Annotated in this window: 17 protein-coding genes; 10 read left to right on the forward strand and 7 right to left on the reverse strand. The window is 63.6% G+C overall.

What is annotated here, in order from left to right; translation table 11 throughout:
* Positions 1 to 92: 92 nt before the first annotated feature.
* The 3 genes from CRO48_RS17050 to CRO48_RS17060 all read left to right on the forward strand — a co-directional run bounded on the left by CRO48_RS17050 (position 93) and on the right by CRO48_RS17060 (position 5,606).
* Positions 93 to 2,147: an ASKHA domain-containing protein gene (locus CRO48_RS17050; protein ID WP_097141121.1), complete on the forward strand. Its 2,055-nt coding sequence runs from the start codon at positions 93 to 95 to the stop codon at positions 2,145 to 2,147.
* 202 nt (positions 2,148 to 2,349) lie between these two features.
* On the forward strand, positions 2,350 to 5,094 hold the full coding sequence (locus CRO48_RS17055; protein WP_097141061.1) for a cation-transporting P-type ATPase: 2,745 nt from the start codon (positions 2,350 to 2,352) through the stop codon (positions 5,092 to 5,094).
* 113 nt (positions 5,095 to 5,207) lie between these two features.
* Positions 5,208 to 5,606: a hypothetical protein gene (locus CRO48_RS17060; RefSeq protein WP_097141062.1), complete on the forward strand. Its 399-nt coding sequence runs from the start codon at positions 5,208 to 5,210 to the stop codon at positions 5,604 to 5,606.
* A 51-nt stretch (positions 5,607 to 5,657) separates the two neighbouring features.
* On the opposite strand, the gene CRO48_RS17065 is transcribed toward CRO48_RS17060, so the two are convergent.
* The gene (locus CRO48_RS17065; RefSeq protein ID WP_097141063.1) at positions 5,658 to 6,575 is read right to left on the reverse strand and encodes a LysR family transcriptional regulator; all 918 of its coding nucleotides are present in this window, start codon (positions 6,573 to 6,575) and stop codon (positions 5,658 to 5,660) included.
* Positions 6,576 to 6,693: 118 nt separating this feature from the next.
* Here CRO48_RS17065 and CRO48_RS17070 point away from each other — a divergent pair, with 118 nt between their 5' ends.
* Complete coding sequence (locus tag CRO48_RS17070) at positions 6,694 to 6,900, forward strand: hypothetical protein (protein WP_097141064.1); 207 nt, start codon at positions 6,694 to 6,696, stop codon at positions 6,898 to 6,900.
* 107 nt (positions 6,901 to 7,007) lie between these two features.
* Positions 7,008 to 7,232, forward strand: coding sequence for a hypothetical protein (locus tag CRO48_RS17075; protein ID WP_102026007.1), 225 nt, complete (start codon positions 7,008 to 7,010; stop codon positions 7,230 to 7,232).
* A gap of 149 nt (positions 7,233 to 7,381) precedes the next feature.
* On the opposite strand, the gene CRO48_RS17080 is transcribed toward CRO48_RS17075, so the two are convergent.
* On the reverse strand, positions 7,382 to 7,978 hold the full coding sequence (locus tag CRO48_RS17080; RefSeq protein WP_097141065.1) for a GNAT family N-acetyltransferase: 597 nt from the start codon (positions 7,976 to 7,978) through the stop codon (positions 7,382 to 7,384).
* A 291-nt stretch (positions 7,979 to 8,269) separates the two neighbouring features.
* Here CRO48_RS17080 and CRO48_RS17085 point away from each other — a divergent pair, with 291 nt between their 5' ends.
* On the forward strand, positions 8,270 to 9,283 hold the full coding sequence (locus CRO48_RS17085) for a GlxA family transcriptional regulator (protein ID WP_097141066.1): 1,014 nt from the start codon (positions 8,270 to 8,272) through the stop codon (positions 9,281 to 9,283).
* 130 nt (positions 9,284 to 9,413) lie between these two features.
* On the opposite strand, the gene CRO48_RS17090 is transcribed toward CRO48_RS17085, so the two are convergent.
* The 5 genes from CRO48_RS17090 to CRO48_RS17110 form a co-directional block, all read right to left on the reverse strand.
* Positions 9,414 to 10,760 (reverse strand): diguanylate cyclase, encoded by a 1,347-nt coding sequence (locus CRO48_RS17090; RefSeq protein WP_245423556.1) that lies wholly within the window; start codon positions 10,758 to 10,760, stop codon positions 9,414 to 9,416.
* Positions 10,761 to 10,891: 131 nt separating this feature from the next.
* Complete coding sequence (locus CRO48_RS17095) at positions 10,892 to 11,719, reverse strand: response regulator (RefSeq protein WP_097141067.1); 828 nt, start codon at positions 11,717 to 11,719, stop codon at positions 10,892 to 10,894.
* Between the two features lie 286 nt (positions 11,720 to 12,005).
* Positions 12,006 to 12,251, reverse strand: a complete 246-nt coding sequence (locus tag CRO48_RS17100) for a hypothetical protein (protein WP_245423557.1) — start codon at positions 12,249 to 12,251, stop codon at positions 12,006 to 12,008.
* Positions 12,252 to 12,393: 142 nt separating this feature from the next.
* On the reverse strand, positions 12,394 to 14,895 hold the full coding sequence (locus tag CRO48_RS17105) for a DUF3772 domain-containing protein (protein WP_141402067.1): 2,502 nt from the start codon (positions 14,893 to 14,895) through the stop codon (positions 12,394 to 12,396).
* A 153-nt stretch (positions 14,896 to 15,048) separates the two neighbouring features.
* A complete protein-coding gene (locus tag CRO48_RS17110) occupies positions 15,049 to 15,609 on the reverse strand; it encodes a DUF924 family protein (protein ID WP_097141070.1) in 561 nt (186 codons plus the stop codon).
* A 156-nt stretch (positions 15,610 to 15,765) separates the two neighbouring features.
* On the opposite strand from CRO48_RS17110, the gene CRO48_RS17115 reads away from it, so the two are divergent.
* The 4 genes from CRO48_RS17115 (at position 15,766) to ccoO (ending at position 19,453) form a co-directional block, all read left to right on the forward strand.
* Complete coding sequence (locus CRO48_RS17115; RefSeq protein ID WP_097141071.1) at positions 15,766 to 16,251, forward strand: hypothetical protein; 486 nt, start codon at positions 15,766 to 15,768, stop codon at positions 16,249 to 16,251.
* An 89-nt stretch (positions 16,252 to 16,340) separates the two neighbouring features.
* Positions 16,341 to 16,769 carry an OsmC family protein gene (locus tag CRO48_RS17120; protein WP_097141072.1) on the forward strand — a complete coding sequence of 143 codons (429 nt, stop codon included), beginning with the start codon at positions 16,341 to 16,343 and terminating at the stop codon, positions 16,767 to 16,769.
* Positions 16,770 to 17,059: 290 nt separating this feature from the next.
* Positions 17,060 to 18,718: a cytochrome-c oxidase, cbb3-type subunit I gene (gene ccoN / locus CRO48_RS17125; protein ID WP_097141073.1), complete on the forward strand. Its 1,659-nt coding sequence runs from the start codon at positions 17,060 to 17,062 to the stop codon at positions 18,716 to 18,718.
* Positions 18,719 to 18,721: 3 nt separating this feature from the next.
* Positions 18,722 to 19,453: a cytochrome-c oxidase, cbb3-type subunit II gene (ccoO, locus tag CRO48_RS17130; RefSeq protein WP_097141074.1), complete on the forward strand. Its 732-nt coding sequence runs from the start codon at positions 18,722 to 18,724 to the stop codon at positions 19,451 to 19,453.

Consider the following 19,453-nt stretch of genomic DNA (forward strand, 5'->3'; position numbering starts at 1 on the left):
CCAAGGCGGGACACGTCGGCCGTTTGAGCCGCGCGCCCGGGAGGAAGACGAGAGCGATGCGCATCGAAGGCACGTCCGACAACGAGAGCAACATGAGCGAAGCCGCGCAGAACGATCCCCTGCAGACCGATCCCCTCGTGCTGTTCATGCCGTCGGGCAAGCGCGGCCGCTTCCCGGTCGGCACGCCGGTGCTCGATGCCGCCCGCAAGCTTGGCGTCTATGTCGAGAGCGTCTGCGGCGGCCGGGCCACCTGCGGGCGCTGTCAGATCGAGGTGCAGGAAGGAAGCTTCGCCAAGCACAAGATCGTCTCCAGCCTCAGCCATATCTCGGAAAAGGGCCCCAAGGAGGATCGCTACGAGAAGGTGCGTGGCCTGCCCGAAGGGCGCCGCCTCTCCTGTTCCGCCCTCATCCTCGGCGATCTCGTCGTCGACGTGCCGCAGGATACCGTCGTCAACGCCCAGGTCGTGCGCAAGGCCGCCAGCGACCGCGTCATCGAGCGCAACGCCGCCGTCCAGCTCTGCTATGTCGAAGTGGACGAACCGGACATGCACAAGCCGCTCGGGGACCTCGACCGGCTCAAGGTCATGCTGGAGAAGGACTGGGGCTGGAAGGACCTTTTGATCGCCCCCTACCTCATCCCGCAGGTGCAGCAGATCTTGCGCAAGGGCAACTGGGGCGTCACTGCCGCCATCCACCGCGACATGGACTCATCGCGCCCCTTCATCATCGGCCTCTGGCCGGGGCTGAAGAACGAGGCCTACGGGATTGCCTGCGACATCGGCTCGACGACGATCGCGATGCACCTCGTCTCGCTCCTGTCCGGCCGCATCGTCGCATCGTCCGGTACATCGAACCCGCAGATCCGCTTCGGCGAGGACCTGATGAGCCGGGTCTCCTATGTCATGATGAACCCGGACGGCCGGGAAGCGATGACGAAGGCGGTGCGCGAGGCGGTGAATGGCCTGATCGGCAAGGTCTGCAATGAAGGCGGCGTCGACCGCCACGACATCCTCGACATGGTGTTCGTCGCAAACCCGATCATGCACCACCTGTTCCTCGGCATAGACCCGACCGAACTCGGCCAGGCGCCGTTCGCACTCGCCGTCTCCGGCGCGCTGCAGTATTGGGCCAACGACCTCGACATCGACGTCAACCGCGGCGCCCGTGTGTACCTGCTGCCCTGCATTGCCGGCCATGTCGGCGCGGACGCGGCCGGCGCGACGCTGTCCGAAGGCCCCTACCGGCAGGACCGGATGATGCTGCTGGTCGACGTCGGCACCAATGCCGAGATCGTGCTCGGCAACAAGGCCCGCGTCGTCGCCGCCTCCTCGCCGACCGGGCCCGCCTTCGAGGGTGCGGAGATTTCCTCCGGCCAGCGCGCCGCCCCCGGCGCGATCGAGCGCGTGCGCATCGACCCCGAGACGCTGGAGCCGCGCTTCCGCGTGATCGGCGTCGAGCAATGGTCTAACGAGGAAGGCTTTGCCGAAGAGGCCGCAAAGGTCGGCGTCACCGGCATCTGCGGCTCGGCGATCATCGAGGTCGTTGCCGAGATGTACCTCTCCGGCATCATCTCGGAGGACGGCGTCGTCGATGGTGCGATGGCGGCAAAGAGCCCGCGCATCATCGCCAACGGCCGCACCTTCTCCTACCTGCTGCACGACGGCGCACAGCGCATCACCGTGACGCAGAACGACATCCGCGCCATCCAGCTCGCCAAGGCCGCCCTCTACGCCGGCATCAAGCTCCTCATGGAAAAGCAGGGCGTCGACCATGTCGACACCATCCGCTTCGCCGGCGCCTTCGGCTCGTTCATCGATCCGAAATACGCCATGGTGCTGGGGCTGATCCCCGACTGCGACCTTTCCGAGGTCAAGGCGGTCGGCAATGCTGCGGGAACGGGCGCGCTGATGGCGCTGCTCAACCGCGGCCATCGCCGCGAGATCGAACAGGTGGTCGGCCGGATCGAGAAGATCGAGACGGCGCTGGAGGGCAATTTCCAGCAGCTCTTCGTGAACGCCATGGCGATGCCGAACAAGGTCGACGCCTTCCCGAACCTAGCGACCGTCGTCACCCTGCCCGAACGCAAGACCGTCTCTGACGATGGCGGCGAAGGCGGTGGCCGTCGCAGGCGCCGCAGCCGCGAGTAGCAGCGTTTCGCGCCGGATAAATTCCCGTTTCACCAAACCGTGATCGCACGATCGTGATCACGCAAGTGTTTGCGCCACGTCCTTGACGTGCGTCAAACGTCTTCCGCTACACTCGTGTTACGCGCCGAACCGTCGCTGTCCTGTCGTGGCTCCCTGGACAGGACGCGTCCGACGGAAGCCTGCTGCACGGAGAAGAACCGGGATGAATCTTCGCACGGCCGCCGAAGGCGGAATTCCAGCCGATGAAGACAAGCAGATCCCATCGTGGCACGCGCTCTCGACCGCCGCAGTGTTCGCACAACTGCAGACAAGTGACGAAGGGCTCGATCCGCAGGAGGCAGGGCGGCGTCTTGAGTGCTACGGCCCGAACGAACTGCCTGCCCCGCCGCCGCGCCATCCGCTGCTCCGTTTCCTCGCCCAGTTCAACAATACGCTGATCTATTTTCTGCTTTCTGCCGCCGTGCTGGCGGCGATCGTCGGCCATGTGATCGATGCCTCCGTCATCGTCGGCGTCGTTCTCGTCAACGCCGTGGTCGGCTTCATCCAGGAGGGGCGCGCCGAACAGGCGCTCAACGCCATCCGCGACATGATCGCGCCGCATGCCCGCGTGTTGCGCGCAGACCGCCAGCACGACATCGACGCGCGCGCCATCGTGCCCGGAGACGTCGTCATGCTGGAGGCCGGCGACATGGTGCCAGCCGATCTGCGCATCGTGCGCGCCCGCAATCTTCTGGTGAACGAGGCGATCCTGACCGGAGAATCGCTCCCCGCGGGCAAACGCGAGGAGCCGGCCCCGCGCGGGGCTCCTCTGGGCGATCGACACAGCATGCTCTTTTCCGGCACGCTGCTCGCCTCCGGGCAGGCGACCGGCATTGCAGTGGCAACCGGCGCCGAGACGGAGATCGGCCGAATCTCCGCCCTGATCGGCGAAGTCCAGACGCTGGAAACCCCACTCCTGCGGCAGATCAACAGCTTCGGACGGTTCTTCACCTATTTCGCGCTCGCGATCGCCGTCGCACTCATGGCCCTTGCCATGCTGGTTCACGACTATCCCTGGGTCGATGCCCTGATGATCGTGGTGGCGCTCGCGGTCGGCGTGGTGCCCGAGGGCCTGCCGGCCGTGATCACCATCACCCTTGCGATCGGCGTCCAGCGGATGGCGCGGCGCAACGCCGTCGTGCGCCGCCTTCCCGCCGTCGAAACGCTGGGCGCCGTCTCGGTCATCTGCTCCGACAAGACCGGAACCCTGACCAAGAACGAGATGACCGCCCGCAGGATCGCAACCGCCGACCGCGAAACGCTGGTGACGGGCGCCGGCTATTCCCCGGACGGTCGCATCGAGACCATGGAGGATGGCGTTGCCCCGGCAGAAACGCTTCTTGTGCGCTCCGCACTCCTCTGCAACGACGCCGAACTGGTCGAGGCGGCGGAGCGCTGGAACGTTCTGGGCGACCCGATGGAAGGCGCGCTGGTCACGCTCGCCATGAAGGCCGGGCTTCACCCGGAAGCGGAGCGGGAACGCTTCGCCCGCATCGACGAGATACCCTTCGACGCCCAGCATCGCTTCATGGCGACGCTCAACCGTGAGCTCGACGGCGACAGCCGCATCTTCGTCAAGGGCGCCCCGGAGCGCGTGCTTGCCATGTGCGCCGGCCAGATATCAGGCGAGCATGGTGGCACCGATGCCGCCGTGGACGCCGAATACTGGCGCAGGCGCATCGCGGCAGCAGCAGCCAACGGCGAGCGCGTGCTTGGATTCGCCACGGCAAGGGCGCCCGCAACGCTGGAAAGACTTGGCTTTCGCGACGTGGAGACCGGGCTGACATTCCTCGGCATCGTGGGCTTCATCGACCCACCACGCGAGGAGGCCATCGCCGCTGTCGCCGACTGCCGTTCCGCCGGCATCGCGGTCAAGATGATCACGGGCGATCATGTCGACACCGCCGTCGCGATCGCCCGTCAACTGGCGATTGCGGATGATCCCAGGGCGATGACGGGTGCCGAGGTCGACCGGATCTCCGACCATGACCTCGGGGCCGTCGTAGAAGGGACGAGCGTCTTCGCGCGTACCAGCCCAGAGCACAAGCTGAGGATCGTCCGCGCATTGCAGCAGAACGGCCGCGTGGTTGCGATGACCGGCGATGGCGTCAACGACGCCCCCTCGCTCAAGCAGGCCGACGTCGGCATCGCCATGGGGCGCAAGGGCACGGAAGCCGCCAAGGAAGCCGCGCAGATGGTGCTGGTGGACGACAACTTCGCCTCCATCGTCGCTGCAGTGAAAGAGGGCCGCACCGTCTTCGACAATATCCGCAAGGTGATTTCCTGGACGCTGCCGACCAACGGCGGCGAATCCTTCTGCGTCGTGCTCGCGATCGTCTTCGGGCTGGCCCTACCGATGACGCCGGTGCAGATCCTGTGGATCAACATGATCCTGACAGTGACGCTGGGACTGGTGCTGGCCTTCGAGCCGGCGGAGCCCAACGTGATGCAGCGGCCGCCGCGCGAGCGCGACGCGCCGCTGGTCGGCCCGTTCCTCGCCTGGCGGATCCTGTTCGTCTCCATCCTGTTCACGATCGGCGTCTTCGGCATCTATGACTATGCGATGCGCAGCGGCCTTGGCGAACCGGTGGCACGCACCATGGTCGTCAATACGCTGGTGGTGATGGAGATCTTCTATCTCTTCAATGTGCGCTACCTGCACATGACGTCGTTCAGCCCCAGGGGCGTGCTCGGCACCCCGTCCGTCTTGCTCGCCCTCGTCGTCGTCGTGGCGGGCCAGTTCGCCTTCACCTATGCGCCTTTCATGCACGCGCTGTTCGGCAGCGCGCCGGTGGCATTCTTCGACGGCCTGATCATCGTCGCGATCGGCATCGTCCTGATGGGCATTCTGGAAGGGGAAAAGGCGTTGATGCGGCGCTTCGGCCCGCTTCGCAAGGCGAATGGCTGATCGGCCCTCAAAGCCGGATCGACCTGCTGGCGGTGCGGGTCAAAGCGTTGTAAGCGGATTTGTCGGCGAATTCACAGTCCCCGCCCCATTCCCGGTTTTCAGGAAGAAACGTCATGTTCCGCGCCCGCCTCGCTGCCCTTGCCTTCATGCTCTTGTCCGCCCTTACGGCGGCTGCCGAAACGTACACCCCCGACAGCAACACAGCGCAGGCGATCACCGGGCGCATCGATCTGGACGATGCCGGCATAACCTTCGAGAACGGCGCGCATATGGCGTTCGGGGAGCGTGTCGCCGACACGCTGATCTACTTCGAGAAGCCGGTACAGGCCTCCGTCTACCGCATCGCGGAGCCGAGCGATCCTGTGCTCCTCAACGGCAACAGCTTTTGCGGGCAGCCCGTGACCTATGTCGCGACCTGGGCCGACGGCAAGGACAGGATCGTCATTGCCTACAATGGCGCAGACGTGCCGAAGAGCGATGAAGGCATGTGCGCGCTGTACGTCTATCAGTAAGCGCCCGGCATACGGCGGCCGGGGCAAGGCGCCCCCGGGCGACGAGCCTTTTCAGCAGGCAACCTGCAGCATCTCCATCGGCCGGCGCTCCATGCGGGCGAAGGCGGCGCGGATATAGTCTGCGACCGCCAGCGCCGGCGCCTCCGCCTCGTCGGACACGACAAGGCCGATGTGGTAGTGGCCGAGTTCCGGCAGGCCGTCCTTCTCTCCAAGCGCCACCATGTCGTCACCGACGAGGAAGCGTGCAAGCGGCGCAACCGCAAGATCGGCGCGGATGGCAGCGCGCTGCCCCATGTGATGGGCGCAGAAATAGGCGACGCGGAACTCGCGGCCGGATTTCGCAAGCTCTTCAAGCGCCCGCGCCCGCCAGATGCACCCTTCTTCCCATACCGAAACCGGCAGCGGGTTCTTCAGATGCGCGCTGCCGCAGTTCTTTCCGGCCCAGACGAGCTGCTCCTTCATCAAGAGTTCGCCGGGCGAAGGCATGGAAGCGTCCGGAGCGTTGAAGATCGCCAGATCCAGCCGCCGCTCGGCGACGGCGCGCCGCAGGCTCGAACTCGTCTCGATCGAAACGTTGACGGCAATCGAAGGGAAGGTCTCGGCAAACCGTCGCAGCACTTCCGGCAGGATCAGTTCGCCCACGTCGTCGGGTGCACCGAGCCGCACCACGCCGTTCATCTCCGGCATCATGAAGCGAGAGACCGCCTCGTTGCTGAGGGAAAGCAGCCGGCGCGCATAGGACAGGAGCACCTCGCCGTGATGCGTCAACGTCACCGAACGGGCGTCACGACGAAAGAGGCTGCAGCCCAGCATCTCCTCCAGCTTCTTGATCTGCATCGAAACGGCGGAAGGTGTGCGGTGCACGGTCTCCGCGGCCGTCGTGAAGTTCCCGGTTTCGGCGATGGCCACGAAAGTTCTGAGAATGTCCAGTTCCAGCAGCGGCAGCGCCTGGCGCAGCATCAGGTTCATGGCCCTCTCTCCCATTCAATTTATCTGATCGTTTAGATCACTCCATTTCGTTTGATTGAACACTCATTCGGCGCGATAGTCAATGCAACGAAACCCGGCAAGGAAGAGGTAAGGTGTCATGACTACCGAGAAACCGCACTCGAACGCCGTTCCGTTTGCAATTCGCGTCGCCGGAAAGGGGTTTGCGCTGTCGATCCGGCAATTTCTCGATGCACAGGCCGCCCGCCGCCTGCGGCGCCGCGCGCAGCGGGAACTCGAAGCACTCCCCCCGGAATTGCAGAAGGATGTCGGCTGGGAAGGCCGCCTCTTGCATGACAAACGCTGATGCATCGCATCAATTATATTCGATTGATTGATGAATAGGGCCGCGGCATGATGACAATCAAGGTCGCGACCTTTCGAAAACTCCCAAGCTCGAAAGGAACCTGAACAATGAGCATCTTGACGTCGCATTTGCACCATGGGTCTATAGGCTCGGGTACTTACCGCTATTCGGCCTCCGTCCGCAGCTTTGCCGGCCGGCTCGTCCAGGCATGGCGCCACCACAGGGCGGAAGCTGAACTCGAAAGCCTGCCGTTCGACGTCCGCAAGGACATCGGTTTTCCGTCTACCGAACAGGGCTCAGACCTGAATGCTCTGCCCAGGAAGACACGATGAGCGCGGATTGTCCGCAATCCACTCCCAAGACGACCATCTCAATTCGCCAGGTCTGAAATCGCTCGATGCGATCACCAGCCTGGCGATTTCTTTTCCAGCCATCCAAACGCCATCGGACGCCCTGAGAGTACCGCCGTTCGGTTGGTAGACTATCCCCGCAGGATCGGTATCTGCGGTGCCGCATGTTCCGGCAGCACGCCCGTCAGCCGCGGATCGTCGAAGACCTCGACCATGCGCTCATAGGGCACGAAACCGGAGCGGATGTAGAAATCCAGTGCTTGCGGGCTGTCGAGGCTGCAGGTGTGCACCCAGAAGCGCGAAATCGGCCTCGACCAGGCGCGCTCGATTGCCCGGTTCATCAGCCATCGGCCCAGGCCCTGCCCTATCACGTTGCTGGTCAGGCCGAAAAATGCGAGCTCGCATTGGTCCTGCTCGCGGAAGTCCAGTTCGAGGATGCCTTCGGCGCGCCCGCCCGACACGACGGCGTAGACCTCGACACGAGGGTCCTCAAGAATCGCCGCAAGCGCGTCGTCGCCGAGCACCAGCCGCGAACCCCACAGCCAGTCGCCTCCCACGCGCAGATAGAGATCGCGATACCAGTCCAGCCCCGGCTTCTCCTGACGTTCCAGCGTGACGCCCTCCGGCACCAGGTCGCGTGCCGCCTTCACCGGTGTCCGCATTTCCAGGCACGTCACCGCGGCCACCAGTTTCCCGGCCGGAACTTTCGTGTAGCCGTCGACAAGCATATGTCTCTCCCAGAACATTCAGACCGCACCTACATAGGCTGTCGCGCGCGCCAATGGAACAGCCCACGTCGGTGGCGCGCGGTTTTCGAGAAGGCAGGGGTGTGGAAAATGCTCAAGCGCCCAAAATCCGGGCCATTGCACACATTTTGATGCATCGCGGCCGCCTGTTCGCGCAGCGATGGTCGGGCCCCATCTTCACAGTCGCACCATTCCATGCAAATGTCGCAAACAGACAATCCAGATGGCGCGTCTTCATAAGACGCTTGGGAATAAAACCAGAGCGGAACTCCCATGACCAAGACAGCTGCAAAAAAGCGTTCGCTTGTGTTCTTCCTCGTGCCCAACTTCTCGATGCTGCCGTTCTCTGCAGCCATCGAGGCGCTACGCATCGCCAACCGCATGCTCGGCTATGAGGCCTATAGCTGGCGCCTTGCCTCGACCGACGGCCAGCAGGTCGTTTCGTCGAGCGGCATCGGCCTTGAGGTCAATTCGTCGCTCGCCGACGAACGGAAGTATCTCGGCGGGGAAAGCCGCCCCTCGATGGTTCTGGTCTGTTCCGGTGTCTACGTCGAGGATTTTAGCAACAAGTCGGTCAATGCCTGGCTGCGCGAAGCCTACAACCGCGGCGTCGCGATCGGCTCGCTCTGTACGGGCGCGCATGTGCTTGCTCAGGCGGGCCTGCTGAACGGAAAGCGCTGCGCCATCCACTGGGAAAACCTGCCGGGCTTTGCCGAAGCCTATCCGCAGGCCGAGGTTTACGCCGATCTCTATGAGATCGACAGCAACATCTACACCTGCGCCGGCGGCACCGCCTCGCTGGACATGATGCTAAACCTGATCGACCAGGACTTCGGCGAAACACTCGTCAACAGCGTCTGCGAACAAGCCCTGACCGATCGCGTGCGCGGGCCGCATGACCGCCAGCGCCTGCCCCTGCGCGCCCGCCTCGGCGTGCAGAACTCCAAGGTTCTGTCCATCATCGAGCTGATGGAAAACAACCTTTCCGAACCGCTCTCGCTGCTGGAGATCGCCGATAGTGCAGATCTTTCCCGCCGCCAGATCGAACGCCTTTTCCGCCAGGAAATGGGACGCTCGCCGGCCCGCTACTATCTCGAGATCAGGCTCGACCGCGCGCGCCACCTGCTGGTGCAGTCGTCGATGCCTGTCGTCGAAGTGGCGGTCGCCTGCGGCTTCGTCTCGGCCTCGCACTTTTCCAAGTGTTACCGCGAACTCTACAACCGTTCGCCGCAGCAGGAACGCGCCGATCGCAAGCTGATGGTACCGGCCGCAGCGGCGGCCCGTTGAGGTGAAGCCTGTGCCGGCCGAAAGCGGAAAGCGTTCGGCCGCCGTTGAAACGGCGCTTAGCGCTGCATTGCGGGCATGTCGCTGAAGACGAATAAGTGGTTGAAAGCGCCGTTGAATCGGGGCGCGCCGTTCAGTAGGCGGCCGCCCGCCTGGCCGCCAGCGTGGCTTCGAGCGCCAGCACCGAGAAGACCCGGTTGCGACCGCCATGCTTGGCCATGTAGAGGAACTGATCGGCGGCGTTCAGGTGGTTATCGAAGGCCTCTTCGGCCTCGATCGCCGCAACGCCTATCGATACGGTGATCGTCACCGGCTCCCCGTCCGCCTCGATCGGCGTGGCCGCCAGTTCCTTGCGCAGGCCGTCGCAACAGGCGACAGCCTCGGCAAGGTCGAGATCCTCGAACAGCATGCCGAATTCCTCCCCGCCGAGCCGCGCCAGCAAGTGGCGGCCGCCCAGCCGCGCCTTCAGCTGGCGTGACACGTCCTTCAGCACCATGTCGCCGACCTCGTGGCCGTAAGTGTCGTTCAGGCGCTTGAAGTGATCGATGTCGAGGATCGCGATGGAAGCCTTTTCGCCGCGGCGTATGGCCTTGTCCACCAGGCGCTTGCCTGTCTCGAAGAAATAGCGCCGGTTATAGACGTCTGTGAGGTAGTCGCGCGACGCAGCCATGCTGAGCGCCTGGATGCGCTTGTGGATCGCAGCCAGATGCAGCAGGCGCGACGTGAACTCGTCGGCGCAGAACGGCTTGCGGATGAACTCGTCGCCACCGGCCTTCAGGAACCGCGGTGCCGCCATGTCGTCCGCCCTGCCCGACAGCCCGACCACCCGAACGCCCATGTCCGTATATCGCCTGCGAATTTCGGCCAGCACCATCAGGCCTTCGTAATCCGGGCAGTCGAGATCCAGCAGCACCAGGTCGATGTCGCGCTCGGCATCGAGCACTTCAAGCGCCTGGGCGCCTTCAACCGCAATGATCACTTCGAAGCGCTGCCGTTGCAGCAGGCTGTGCTCCTGCTCCATGCAGCCCTCGGACGGCTTCACGATCAGCGCCTTTGTCCGCTCGCTGGCAAGGATCCGGTCGACGCTGACGACGACCTGCTGGATGGCGGACGGACTGTCCTTGACCACGTAATCGAGAACGCCCTTGGCCAATATCTTGTCCCGTGTCGCGTCTCCGAACGAACCGGTGAAGACGAGCGGGCGGATATTTTCGCCGAGTAGGAAATCGAGCGCCTCGCAGTCCGGCGCGCCGGGAAGGTTCAGGTCGACGATGGCAAGGCCGAACTCCACCTCCTGCTTTGCGACCACGGTGCGAAGGCTCTTCATGTCGGCGCAGTGGACGACACGCACGCCGAGCTCGGATTCCAGCCGGAAGCGGATCGCCGTCGAGAACATCCGCGAATCTTCGACGAGAAGGACGGAGCGACCGCCATGGCGCAGGAACGCAACCTCGCGGTGCCGTTTCCGTTTCAATGCCACGCCCTCTCCCGTTCACATCGCTTTGCGCGCATTACAACCACAGGGTTTTACCATGCCGTTAATTCCGCAGAACTATCTCACGTTACGTGAGATCGAAACGCCGGCTTCGGCTCACCGCGTGCTTGCAAGCCCTACGCCGCACGCCGGGCATGGGCGATCCTGATCTGCGTCAGCGTGTCGAGGTTCTGGTTGACGCGGCAATAGAATTCCTCGTCGATGAAGGGGCGCAGGATGAAGTCGTTTCCGCCGGCCTTGAGGAAGCGGGCCGACAATAGCCGATCTGTCGATGACGATACGCCGATGATGCGCAGCTGGTGCGATCCCATGAAGGCGCGAATGCGCCGGGTCAGCTCGAAGCCGTCGATGTCGGGCATGTTGTAGTCAGTCACCATCAGGCCGATATCCGGATTGGCCTGCAGGATTGAGAGCGCGGCCGCTCCGCTGTCGGCGGTGCTGACCCGGAAATTGTAACGCTTGAGGCGCGTCGAAAGCAGCGCCCTCGCCGTGGGGCTGTCGTCTACGATCAGGACGTGATGATCGTGGTTGGTGAGGAAGCGGCAAACGGATTCGGCCAGCATGTCGACGGCGAACACGTTGTCCTTGATGATGTAATCGACGATTTCCTTCGACAGCAGCTGGTCGCGCGTCTGTTGCTGGAACGTGCCGGTGAAGACGATCGTCGGCACGCTCAGATCCACCAGGTAGTTCAGCGCCTCGCCCTTCTCGGCACCGGGCAGGTTGATGTTGGAGATGGCCAGCGTGATCGGCGTCGACGAGCGCTCGTAGCTCTCCTCCAACTCCAGGAAATTGCGGCAGATCTCGACCTCGATGTCGAAAAGCTCCTTCAGCCGCATACCGATCATGGAGGTGAAGACATTCGAGTCCTCAACGAGCAGGATGCGATGGTGGGAGAGCGACTCGCCGGAATACTGCATGCCGGAGATACCAATGAACGACATCGTGTGCCTTGTGATGTAAGGGTTTTCGCGCTGCCGCCGGTTCTGGCGTGGTTGGAAAGGCAGCACCGGACCTGTGCATGGTCCCGTCCGAAGGGATCTTCCACTCTTCGGGTAACAGGCGAACAACTAAGCGCAACGTTTTTGAGAAAGCGTTAAAGCGCGATCCCGACAACTCCGTAAGTCATGGCGCGGAAAGTGCTTTCTCGCGCCGCCACAACCGGATCGATCGGACATGAAAAAACGGCGCCGGCAGGAGCCTGCGCCGCTTTGCAAATCGGCTTCGATTCTACTTGATGACCGCGGCACCGCCGCTGATTTCCACCGTCTCATCGCCGTTCAGCGCCACCCGGTCGCCATTCGGCAGGGTAACGAAGCAGCCCGACGGGCATACAGATTCAGTCTGCCCGGCCCCGACGGCGACCTCGGAACGGCTGCCGTCCTCCACGATCGTCAGCACGACCGCGTCGGCATCCTTGTTGGTGATCGATGCTGCAAAAGCCGGGGCAGCGACCACCGTCGACATAAGCAGCATTGCAAGCATTCGCGTCATTTATACCCGGCGTCGAGCGCCGCCCCTGTTGCAAACCCCAAGTCGAACGTAGCCGCACTCGGAAGGATTTGCATGTGTTTTATGCCCGCGATGCTGAATATGGCGTGAATGAGGCATTCAGCGTTCAGCCGGTTTCGTCCGCCCCCTCTTCTACCGGCTTCGGTGCCGGCTTGCGCGGAGCCTCCGTAGGAACGACCAGTCCGGCCTTGGCATTTTCGATCATCGCGCTCAGCAACCGGGCGCTTTCCGGGTCCATGGTAACCGGCACGGTCGGAGCGGCAGGCCCGGCGAGTGCGATGCCCTCCTCGCGCAGCCGCTCCAGGATCGCAGCACGCATCTCCGTCTTCACCGTCCCCGCCAGCAGCACGTCCGCCACGAACGCCCTGACCTCGAAATCGAGCGTGGCTGCGGAGAAATTCATGAAGGTGACGGAGGGCTCCGGGTTGCGCAGGACGGCCTGCTGCAATGCCACATCGAGCAGGATCTCCGTGACCCGGCGCGGATCGTTGCCGGAAAACACGCTGACGGGGATTTCGATCCGCCCGAGCTTGTTGCGGTGGGTCCAGTTTCCGACCTGGCCGTTGATCAGGACGGAGTTCGGGACGATGATCGTCTGCCGCTGGAAGGTCTCGATCTCGGTCGCGCGCACGGAGATCCGCTTGACGAAGCCCTCGGTGGTCCCCGCCACGACCCAGTCACCGACCTTGAAAGGTCGCTCGGCCAGCAGGATCAGGCCCGACACGAAATTGGAGACGATGTTCTGCAGACCAAAACCGATACCCAATGACAAGGCACCGGCGACGAGCGCGAGACTGGAAAGATTGATCCCCGCCGCCGATATGCCGATCAGGCCTGCCAGCCCGACGCCGGCATAGCCGACCGCCGTGCGCACCGAGTTGCGGACGCCGGGATCGACATGACTGCGAACCATGATCGTGCCGTCCAGCCAGCGCTGGAACCAGCGCGTCACGACCAGGCCGACGACGAACAGAAGAAGCCCCGCCACAATTCCGACGATCGAGATGGAAATGCTGCCGATCCGGATCTCCGTGAAGATCCTGTAGGCCCAGCTTTCGATATCGCCGATCTGGAAGCCCCATTGCAGCAGAATTCCCGGCAGGCCGAGCAGGACGACGATCAGATAGATGCCGAGGCTGGCGGCAAGGCCGGCCTGGTCGAGGACGACCTCGTTGAGCTGGTAGCGTTCGGCCATCCGCTGGCCCAGATAGGTCTGTGCAAACGCCCCTTGCGTGCCGATCGCCCGCCCCGACAGGATACCGATATACATCGTGACGAGGATGGCGCCGGTAACGACGATCTGCGTGGCGATAAACCGGGCAAGCCCCACATAGCCGATCATGGTCAGCGCGATCAGGCCGAAACCGGTCAGCATCAGTACCATCGTCAGAGCGCGTGGCCAGGGGCGGCCCTCGCTGGCGGGATCGTCCCCGGCACGCAGCATTGGCCGGATGAAGGAAATCCAGATGAGGATCAGGCCGATCACGATCGAGGCGATCATGCTCTTGGCGACCGTCAGCACGACCGCCGAGCCGAGCGCCACGCTCACCGCACCCAGGAAATAATCGAGCGCATTGGCGAGCGCCATCGCGAAGATCGACCGTTCGAGCCGCTGCGCACCGCGATTCGAGACGCTCACAAGCCGCCAGGCGGGCCGCTTGGGCGCAAGCACGGCCCGCGTAAGCGCCGAGACGAAATAGAGGCCGACGGAGACGCCGAGCAGCGACGACACCATCGGCGTGATGTCCGGACGCAGCACGTTGAAGCTGTAGAGCAGCGAATAGCAGGCGAAGGCGAAGGCGCCGACGGCAAGCGTCGGTATCGTGATGGACCAGAACGCCACCATCAACCGGGTGATGTAGTGCGGCTTCTCGATCTGCTTGTTGCGCTGGATGAGGGGGCCGGCCACTCGATGGCCGATGGAATAGAGCAGCAGCCCGACCACCAGCGACAGCGAGACAGCGGCCAGCAACGATTCGCGCTTGAAGTTCCATACGAACCGAAACCAGCCACCGACGGTACGATGCAGATCCGTCCCTTCGTCCGCGCCGGCCGCAACCGCCTCCTCGAACACCTCCGGACTGACGCGCGTGCGTTCGAACAGCGTCTCCGTAAAGAGCGTGCGGCGCATCTCGGTGATCTGGTTGGCAAGCTGCGTCGCCTCGATGGACAGCGCCTCGGCGTTGCCGATGACGGCATTGATCGCTGCGCGCTCGTCGGAGAGGCGTGCACGCTCCTCCTTGATGATCTCCGATTCTGCCGGCTGGCCTTCTGCCGGCACGGGGCCGAGCTCGTCCTGGCGGGCCTTGATCTCGTTGAAACGCTGGCGGGTCGAGACGGAGGCATCGAGCGCCCCGCGCCCGACCTGCTCGACGTGCTGCTTCAGTTCGGCAAGTTTAGCCTCGCTGCTACGGGCCTCTTCGACCTGCCGGCGCAAGGCTGCGAGCTGGTCGCGCGCCTTGTTCACGCGCTGGTTTGCATCGTTGATCGGATTGGGTACGGCGGCGGATTGCGCGTCGGCGGCCGGATCCTGCGCGACAGCCGCGACCGGCAGCAGCAGCGGCATAAGGGCCAAAAGGGCAAGAAAGGCGCTCTTCAATCTCGTCACGGACAGTCCCTGTCAATTTGGCGCACAACGGATGGTCGATAGTTTCGCGTGCAATATCAATGAATGGCCGCGGGCCGGCGGCAACCGCCGCGCAAGCGCGGGAATCGGCGCGCAAGCTATTGCGGGACCCGGGCGAAGTGAAGGCATGTCCGATCAGAACCCCGCCCCCGGCAATGCCAGGTAGTCAAGCTCGGCAGAAGTAGACGCGCGACCGAGCAGGCAATTGCGGTGCGGAAAACGGCCGAAGTCACGAATGACCGCATGATGGCGCAGGGCATAGTCGAGATATTCCCGGTCTCCCAGCGCCTTGAACAGGGCCACTGACATATTCTGGTCGGCAAGATCCTCCGAATGCTCGAAGGGCATGTAGAAGAAATGGCGGCGGCCGTGCGCGACCTTGACGTCGGCGCGCGCATCGACTGCCAACCGCGCCTCGCGCAGGGCGATCCAGTCGGTGGCAAAAGCCAGGGGCGTCCCGCGATACATGTTGCGCGGGAACTGGTCGAGAACGATGACAGCCGCCTGGCGGGCATCCGGCGTCTCCCGCCACGCCTCGGCGACATGCCGCGCCAGCGCCAGATGCGTTGCCGCATAGCGCTCCCGGATATGCGCGTCCAACTGCGGCGGCGGCGAGAACCAATGTTCCTTTGACAGCATCTCGCACCAGAATTCGATCACTTCCATCGGCTCGGCGACATCGCCATCGGCACGCATGCTCTCTCCTCCCGACACTTGCATTCTCCGCAGGCGGTTGTGCGACGCGGACGGTCCGCGAAGAATAGCGCGGAATCAATGCCTGGCGAAATTTACAAACGCTTCGGCACAACGTCTAATGCACCCGCCATATTTTCCAGGATGGGGACTATCGACATGATACTTGGCATGGCATCTTTTACTCTCTTTCACGTTATTCTCAGCCTCGTCGGCATCGTAAGCGGGCTTGTCGCATTGCGCGGCTGGCTGGCGTCCGACCTGCGTCCGGGCTGGACGGCCACCTTTCTCGCCACCACCTTGGGCACGACGATCACTGGCTTTCTCTTTCCCATTACGGCATTCACGCCGGCAATCGGCGTCGGCATCATCACGACGGCGTTCCTGCTCGGCGCTGTCGCAGCGTTGTACCTCTTCCGGCTTTCGGGCCGCTGGCGGGCAACCTTTCTCGTCTGCGCGATCGTATCGCTCTATTTCAACGTCTTCGTCCTCGTGGTTCAGGCCTTCCTCAAGGTCGACGCCCTGAATGCGCTGGCGCCGAACGGCAACGAGCCTCCCTTCGCCATTGCTCAAGGCATCGTTCTCGTGGCATTCGTCACCGCGGGTTACCTCTGTCTTCGCCGCTTCCGAACCGCATCGGCCTGACGGCCGGCAAGCAAACGCCGGACTGCACAGGCCCTGGCGCCGGGGGAGCGCGAACGGAGGGCGGAAATCTCAGCGCGGAGCATTGCGGAATGCCTGGAGCAAAGATGCGGGAACGCCCGACCGGGGCCACGGCGACGATCGGGCGCACCGGTTTTCCGGCGATCCGCTCCAGAACCGGCGGGACGCTTAACATCATGACCGGCGCCAACCAGGCCGGCTTCAACCCGCTCGACCTGCTCTATGCCTCGCTCTCCGCCTGCCTTGCGATGAGTGCCCGCTACGCGGCCAGCCGGATGGGCGTTCTCGACAGGTTGACGACGATCGAGGTCACAGTGACCGGCGAGAAGGCCCAGGCCGGCCCCGCACGCGTGGAAACGTTCGACATCGCCTTCGTCATCGGCGGCGATATTGACGAGGAGACGAGACAGGCGATCGTCCGCGCCGCCGAAGACGAAATCTGCACCGTCAGCAACACCATACTTGGCAACCCGCAGTTTCGGACCGCGATCTCCGCCTGACCGCAACCGATCAGAGGAACGGCCGTGCCGGCTGCCCGGTGGGTCCGTTGTGCTGGGTGGATCCTTGAAAGCGCAACCGGACGTTTACTGATACGCAAATCCGATTGCCGCGCCCTCGAAATCGTGTAACCATCAGCATGTTAGCGCGCCGAACTCGACACCGGCCCCGACATGCAGGGCACGGTCTCCGCTAACCGCATCGCTACAGACTTTGACGTTACAGGACTGCCACGAGAGACAGGTAATGGATGATCCAGGGGACTTGGATCGTCCAGTGCGGGGGTGTCGGAATGGTTGCACAACTGACGGCGTTGGAGCGCACCTATGCGGCGATCATCCTTGTCTGCGTCATCTGCGTCGGAGTGGCAATGGCCGTGGCCGGTCGCGGCGATCTGATGGCCGCCCATGGCTGGATCGTCGCCCTCTTCGGCATGGTGGTGATGGCCCTGCTCCTGCGTGGCATCGATGCACCGGATCCCTGGGAAGAACGCTTTCGGGAGTACTATGACGATCCGACCAAGGTCGGCATCATTCTGTCCCTGATATGGGGCGTCATCGGTATGTTCGTCGGCGTATGGGTCGCCGCCCTCCTGGCCTGGCCGGACCTGACCTTCGACGCGGCATGGGCGAGCTTCGGCCGCCTGAGACCCGTCCACACCAGCGGCGTCATCTTCGGCTTCGGCGGCAACGCGCTGATTGCCACGTCCTTTCACGTGCTGCAGCGCACCACCCGTGCCCGCCTGCCCGACCAGTTGAGCCCCTGGTTCGTGCTGCTCGGCTACAATCTCTTCTGCGTGCTGGCTGCCACCGGCTATCTGATGGGCCTCACACAATCCAAGGAATATGCCGAACCGGAATGGTATGCCGACCTCTGGCTGGTCATCGTCTGGGTCGTCTATTTCCTGATTTACCTGCGCACGCTGGCCCGCCGCCGCGAACCGCACATCTATGTGGCCAACTGGTACTACATGGCCTTCATCCTCGTGGTGGCGATCCTGCACATCGTCAACAACCTGGCGGTCCCCGTCTCGATCGGCCATGCCAAGAGCTATTCGCTCTTCTCCGGCGTTCAGGATGCCATGACGCAATGGTGGTACGGCCACAACGCCGTCGCGTTCTTCCTGACCGCCGGCTTCCTCGGCATGCTCTACTACTACCTGCCCAAGCGGGCTGGCCGGCCGATCTATTCCTACCGCATGTCGATCATCAGCTTCTGGGGCATCACCTTCATGTATATGTGGGCGGGCTCCCATCACCTGCATTACACCGCCCTGCCCCATTGGGTGCAGACGCTCGGCATGGTGTTCTCGCTGGTGCTGCTGGTCCCCTCCTGGGCATCGGCCGGCAATGCGCTTCTGACGCTGAATGGCGCCTGGCACAAGGTGCGCGACGACGCGGTGCTGCGCTTCATGATGCTGGCGGCAATCTTCTACGGCATAGCCACCTTCGAGGGCTCGTTCATGGCGATACGCGCCGTCAACTCGCTCTCGCATTACACCGACTGGACGGTCGGACACGTCCATGCCGGCGCGCTCGGCTGGGTGGCCATGATCACCTTCGGTTCGCTCTATGCCCTCGTTCCCTGGATGTGGAAGCGGCCGGCCCTCTATTCGGCAAGGCTCGTCGAGGTGCACTTCTGGCTCGCGCTGGCCGGCACCGTCGTCTACGTCTTTGCGATGTGGAACTCGGGCATCACCCAGGGCCTGATGTGGCGCACCTATGATCAGAACGGCACGCTCGCCTATTCCTTCATCGACACGCTGGTCGCCATGCATCCCTATTACATCGCCCGCACCGTTGGCGGGTTGCTGTTTCTGGCCGGCGCCGTGGTGGCCTTCTACAACATCTGGATGACGATCAGCAGACCGGCGCCCGTGGACGAGGGGGCGGCGGCCGACCTGCCGGTCGAGCCGCCCGCACCGCGGGCCTGGGCGCAGGCCGGGGAATAGGCGATGTTCAACTTCCACTATCGGCTCGAACGCAACGCCATGGGCCTGGTGCTCGCCATAGTCGTCGTTGCCAGCATTGGGGGCCTGATCGAGATCGCCCCGCTCTTCACCATCGACGAGACGGTGGAGGACGCCCCGGACATGCGCGTCTACACGCCCCTGGAGCTTGCGGGACGCAACATCTACATCCGCGAGGGCTGTTACGCCTGCCACTCGCAGATGATCCGCACGCTGCGCGACGAAGTCGAGCGCTACGGTCCCTATTCGCTGGCCGTCGAATCGAAATACGACCACCCGATGCTGTGGGGGTCGAAGCGCACCGGCCCCGACATCGCCCGGCTCGGCGGCAAGTATTCGAACGAATGGCACGTCGCCCATCTCTACAACCCGCGCGACCTGGTGCCGGAATCAAAGATGCCGGCCTACCGCTGGCTCATGCGCAACGCGCTCAAGATCGGCGATCTCGGCGAGCACCTGGCCGCCATGCGTGCGGTGGGCGTTCCCTACACGGATGACATGATCGCCAACGCCACCGCCGACGCCTACGGCCAGGCCAATCCGGACAGCGCACAGTCCGCCGGCGTGACTGCCCGCTACGGCGAGTCGACGAATGTCAGCCTTTTCGACGGCAAGCCGGAGACGCTGACGGAGATGGACGCGATCGTCGCCTATCTGCAGATTCTCGGGCGACTGACCGACGTCGCGCAAAAGACCGAACAGGCCAATGTGGAGTAG

This window comes from Rhizobium subbaraonis (assembly GCF_900220975.1).
Lineage (GTDB): Bacteria > Pseudomonadota > Alphaproteobacteria > Rhizobiales > Rhizobiaceae > Mycoplana > Mycoplana subbaraonis.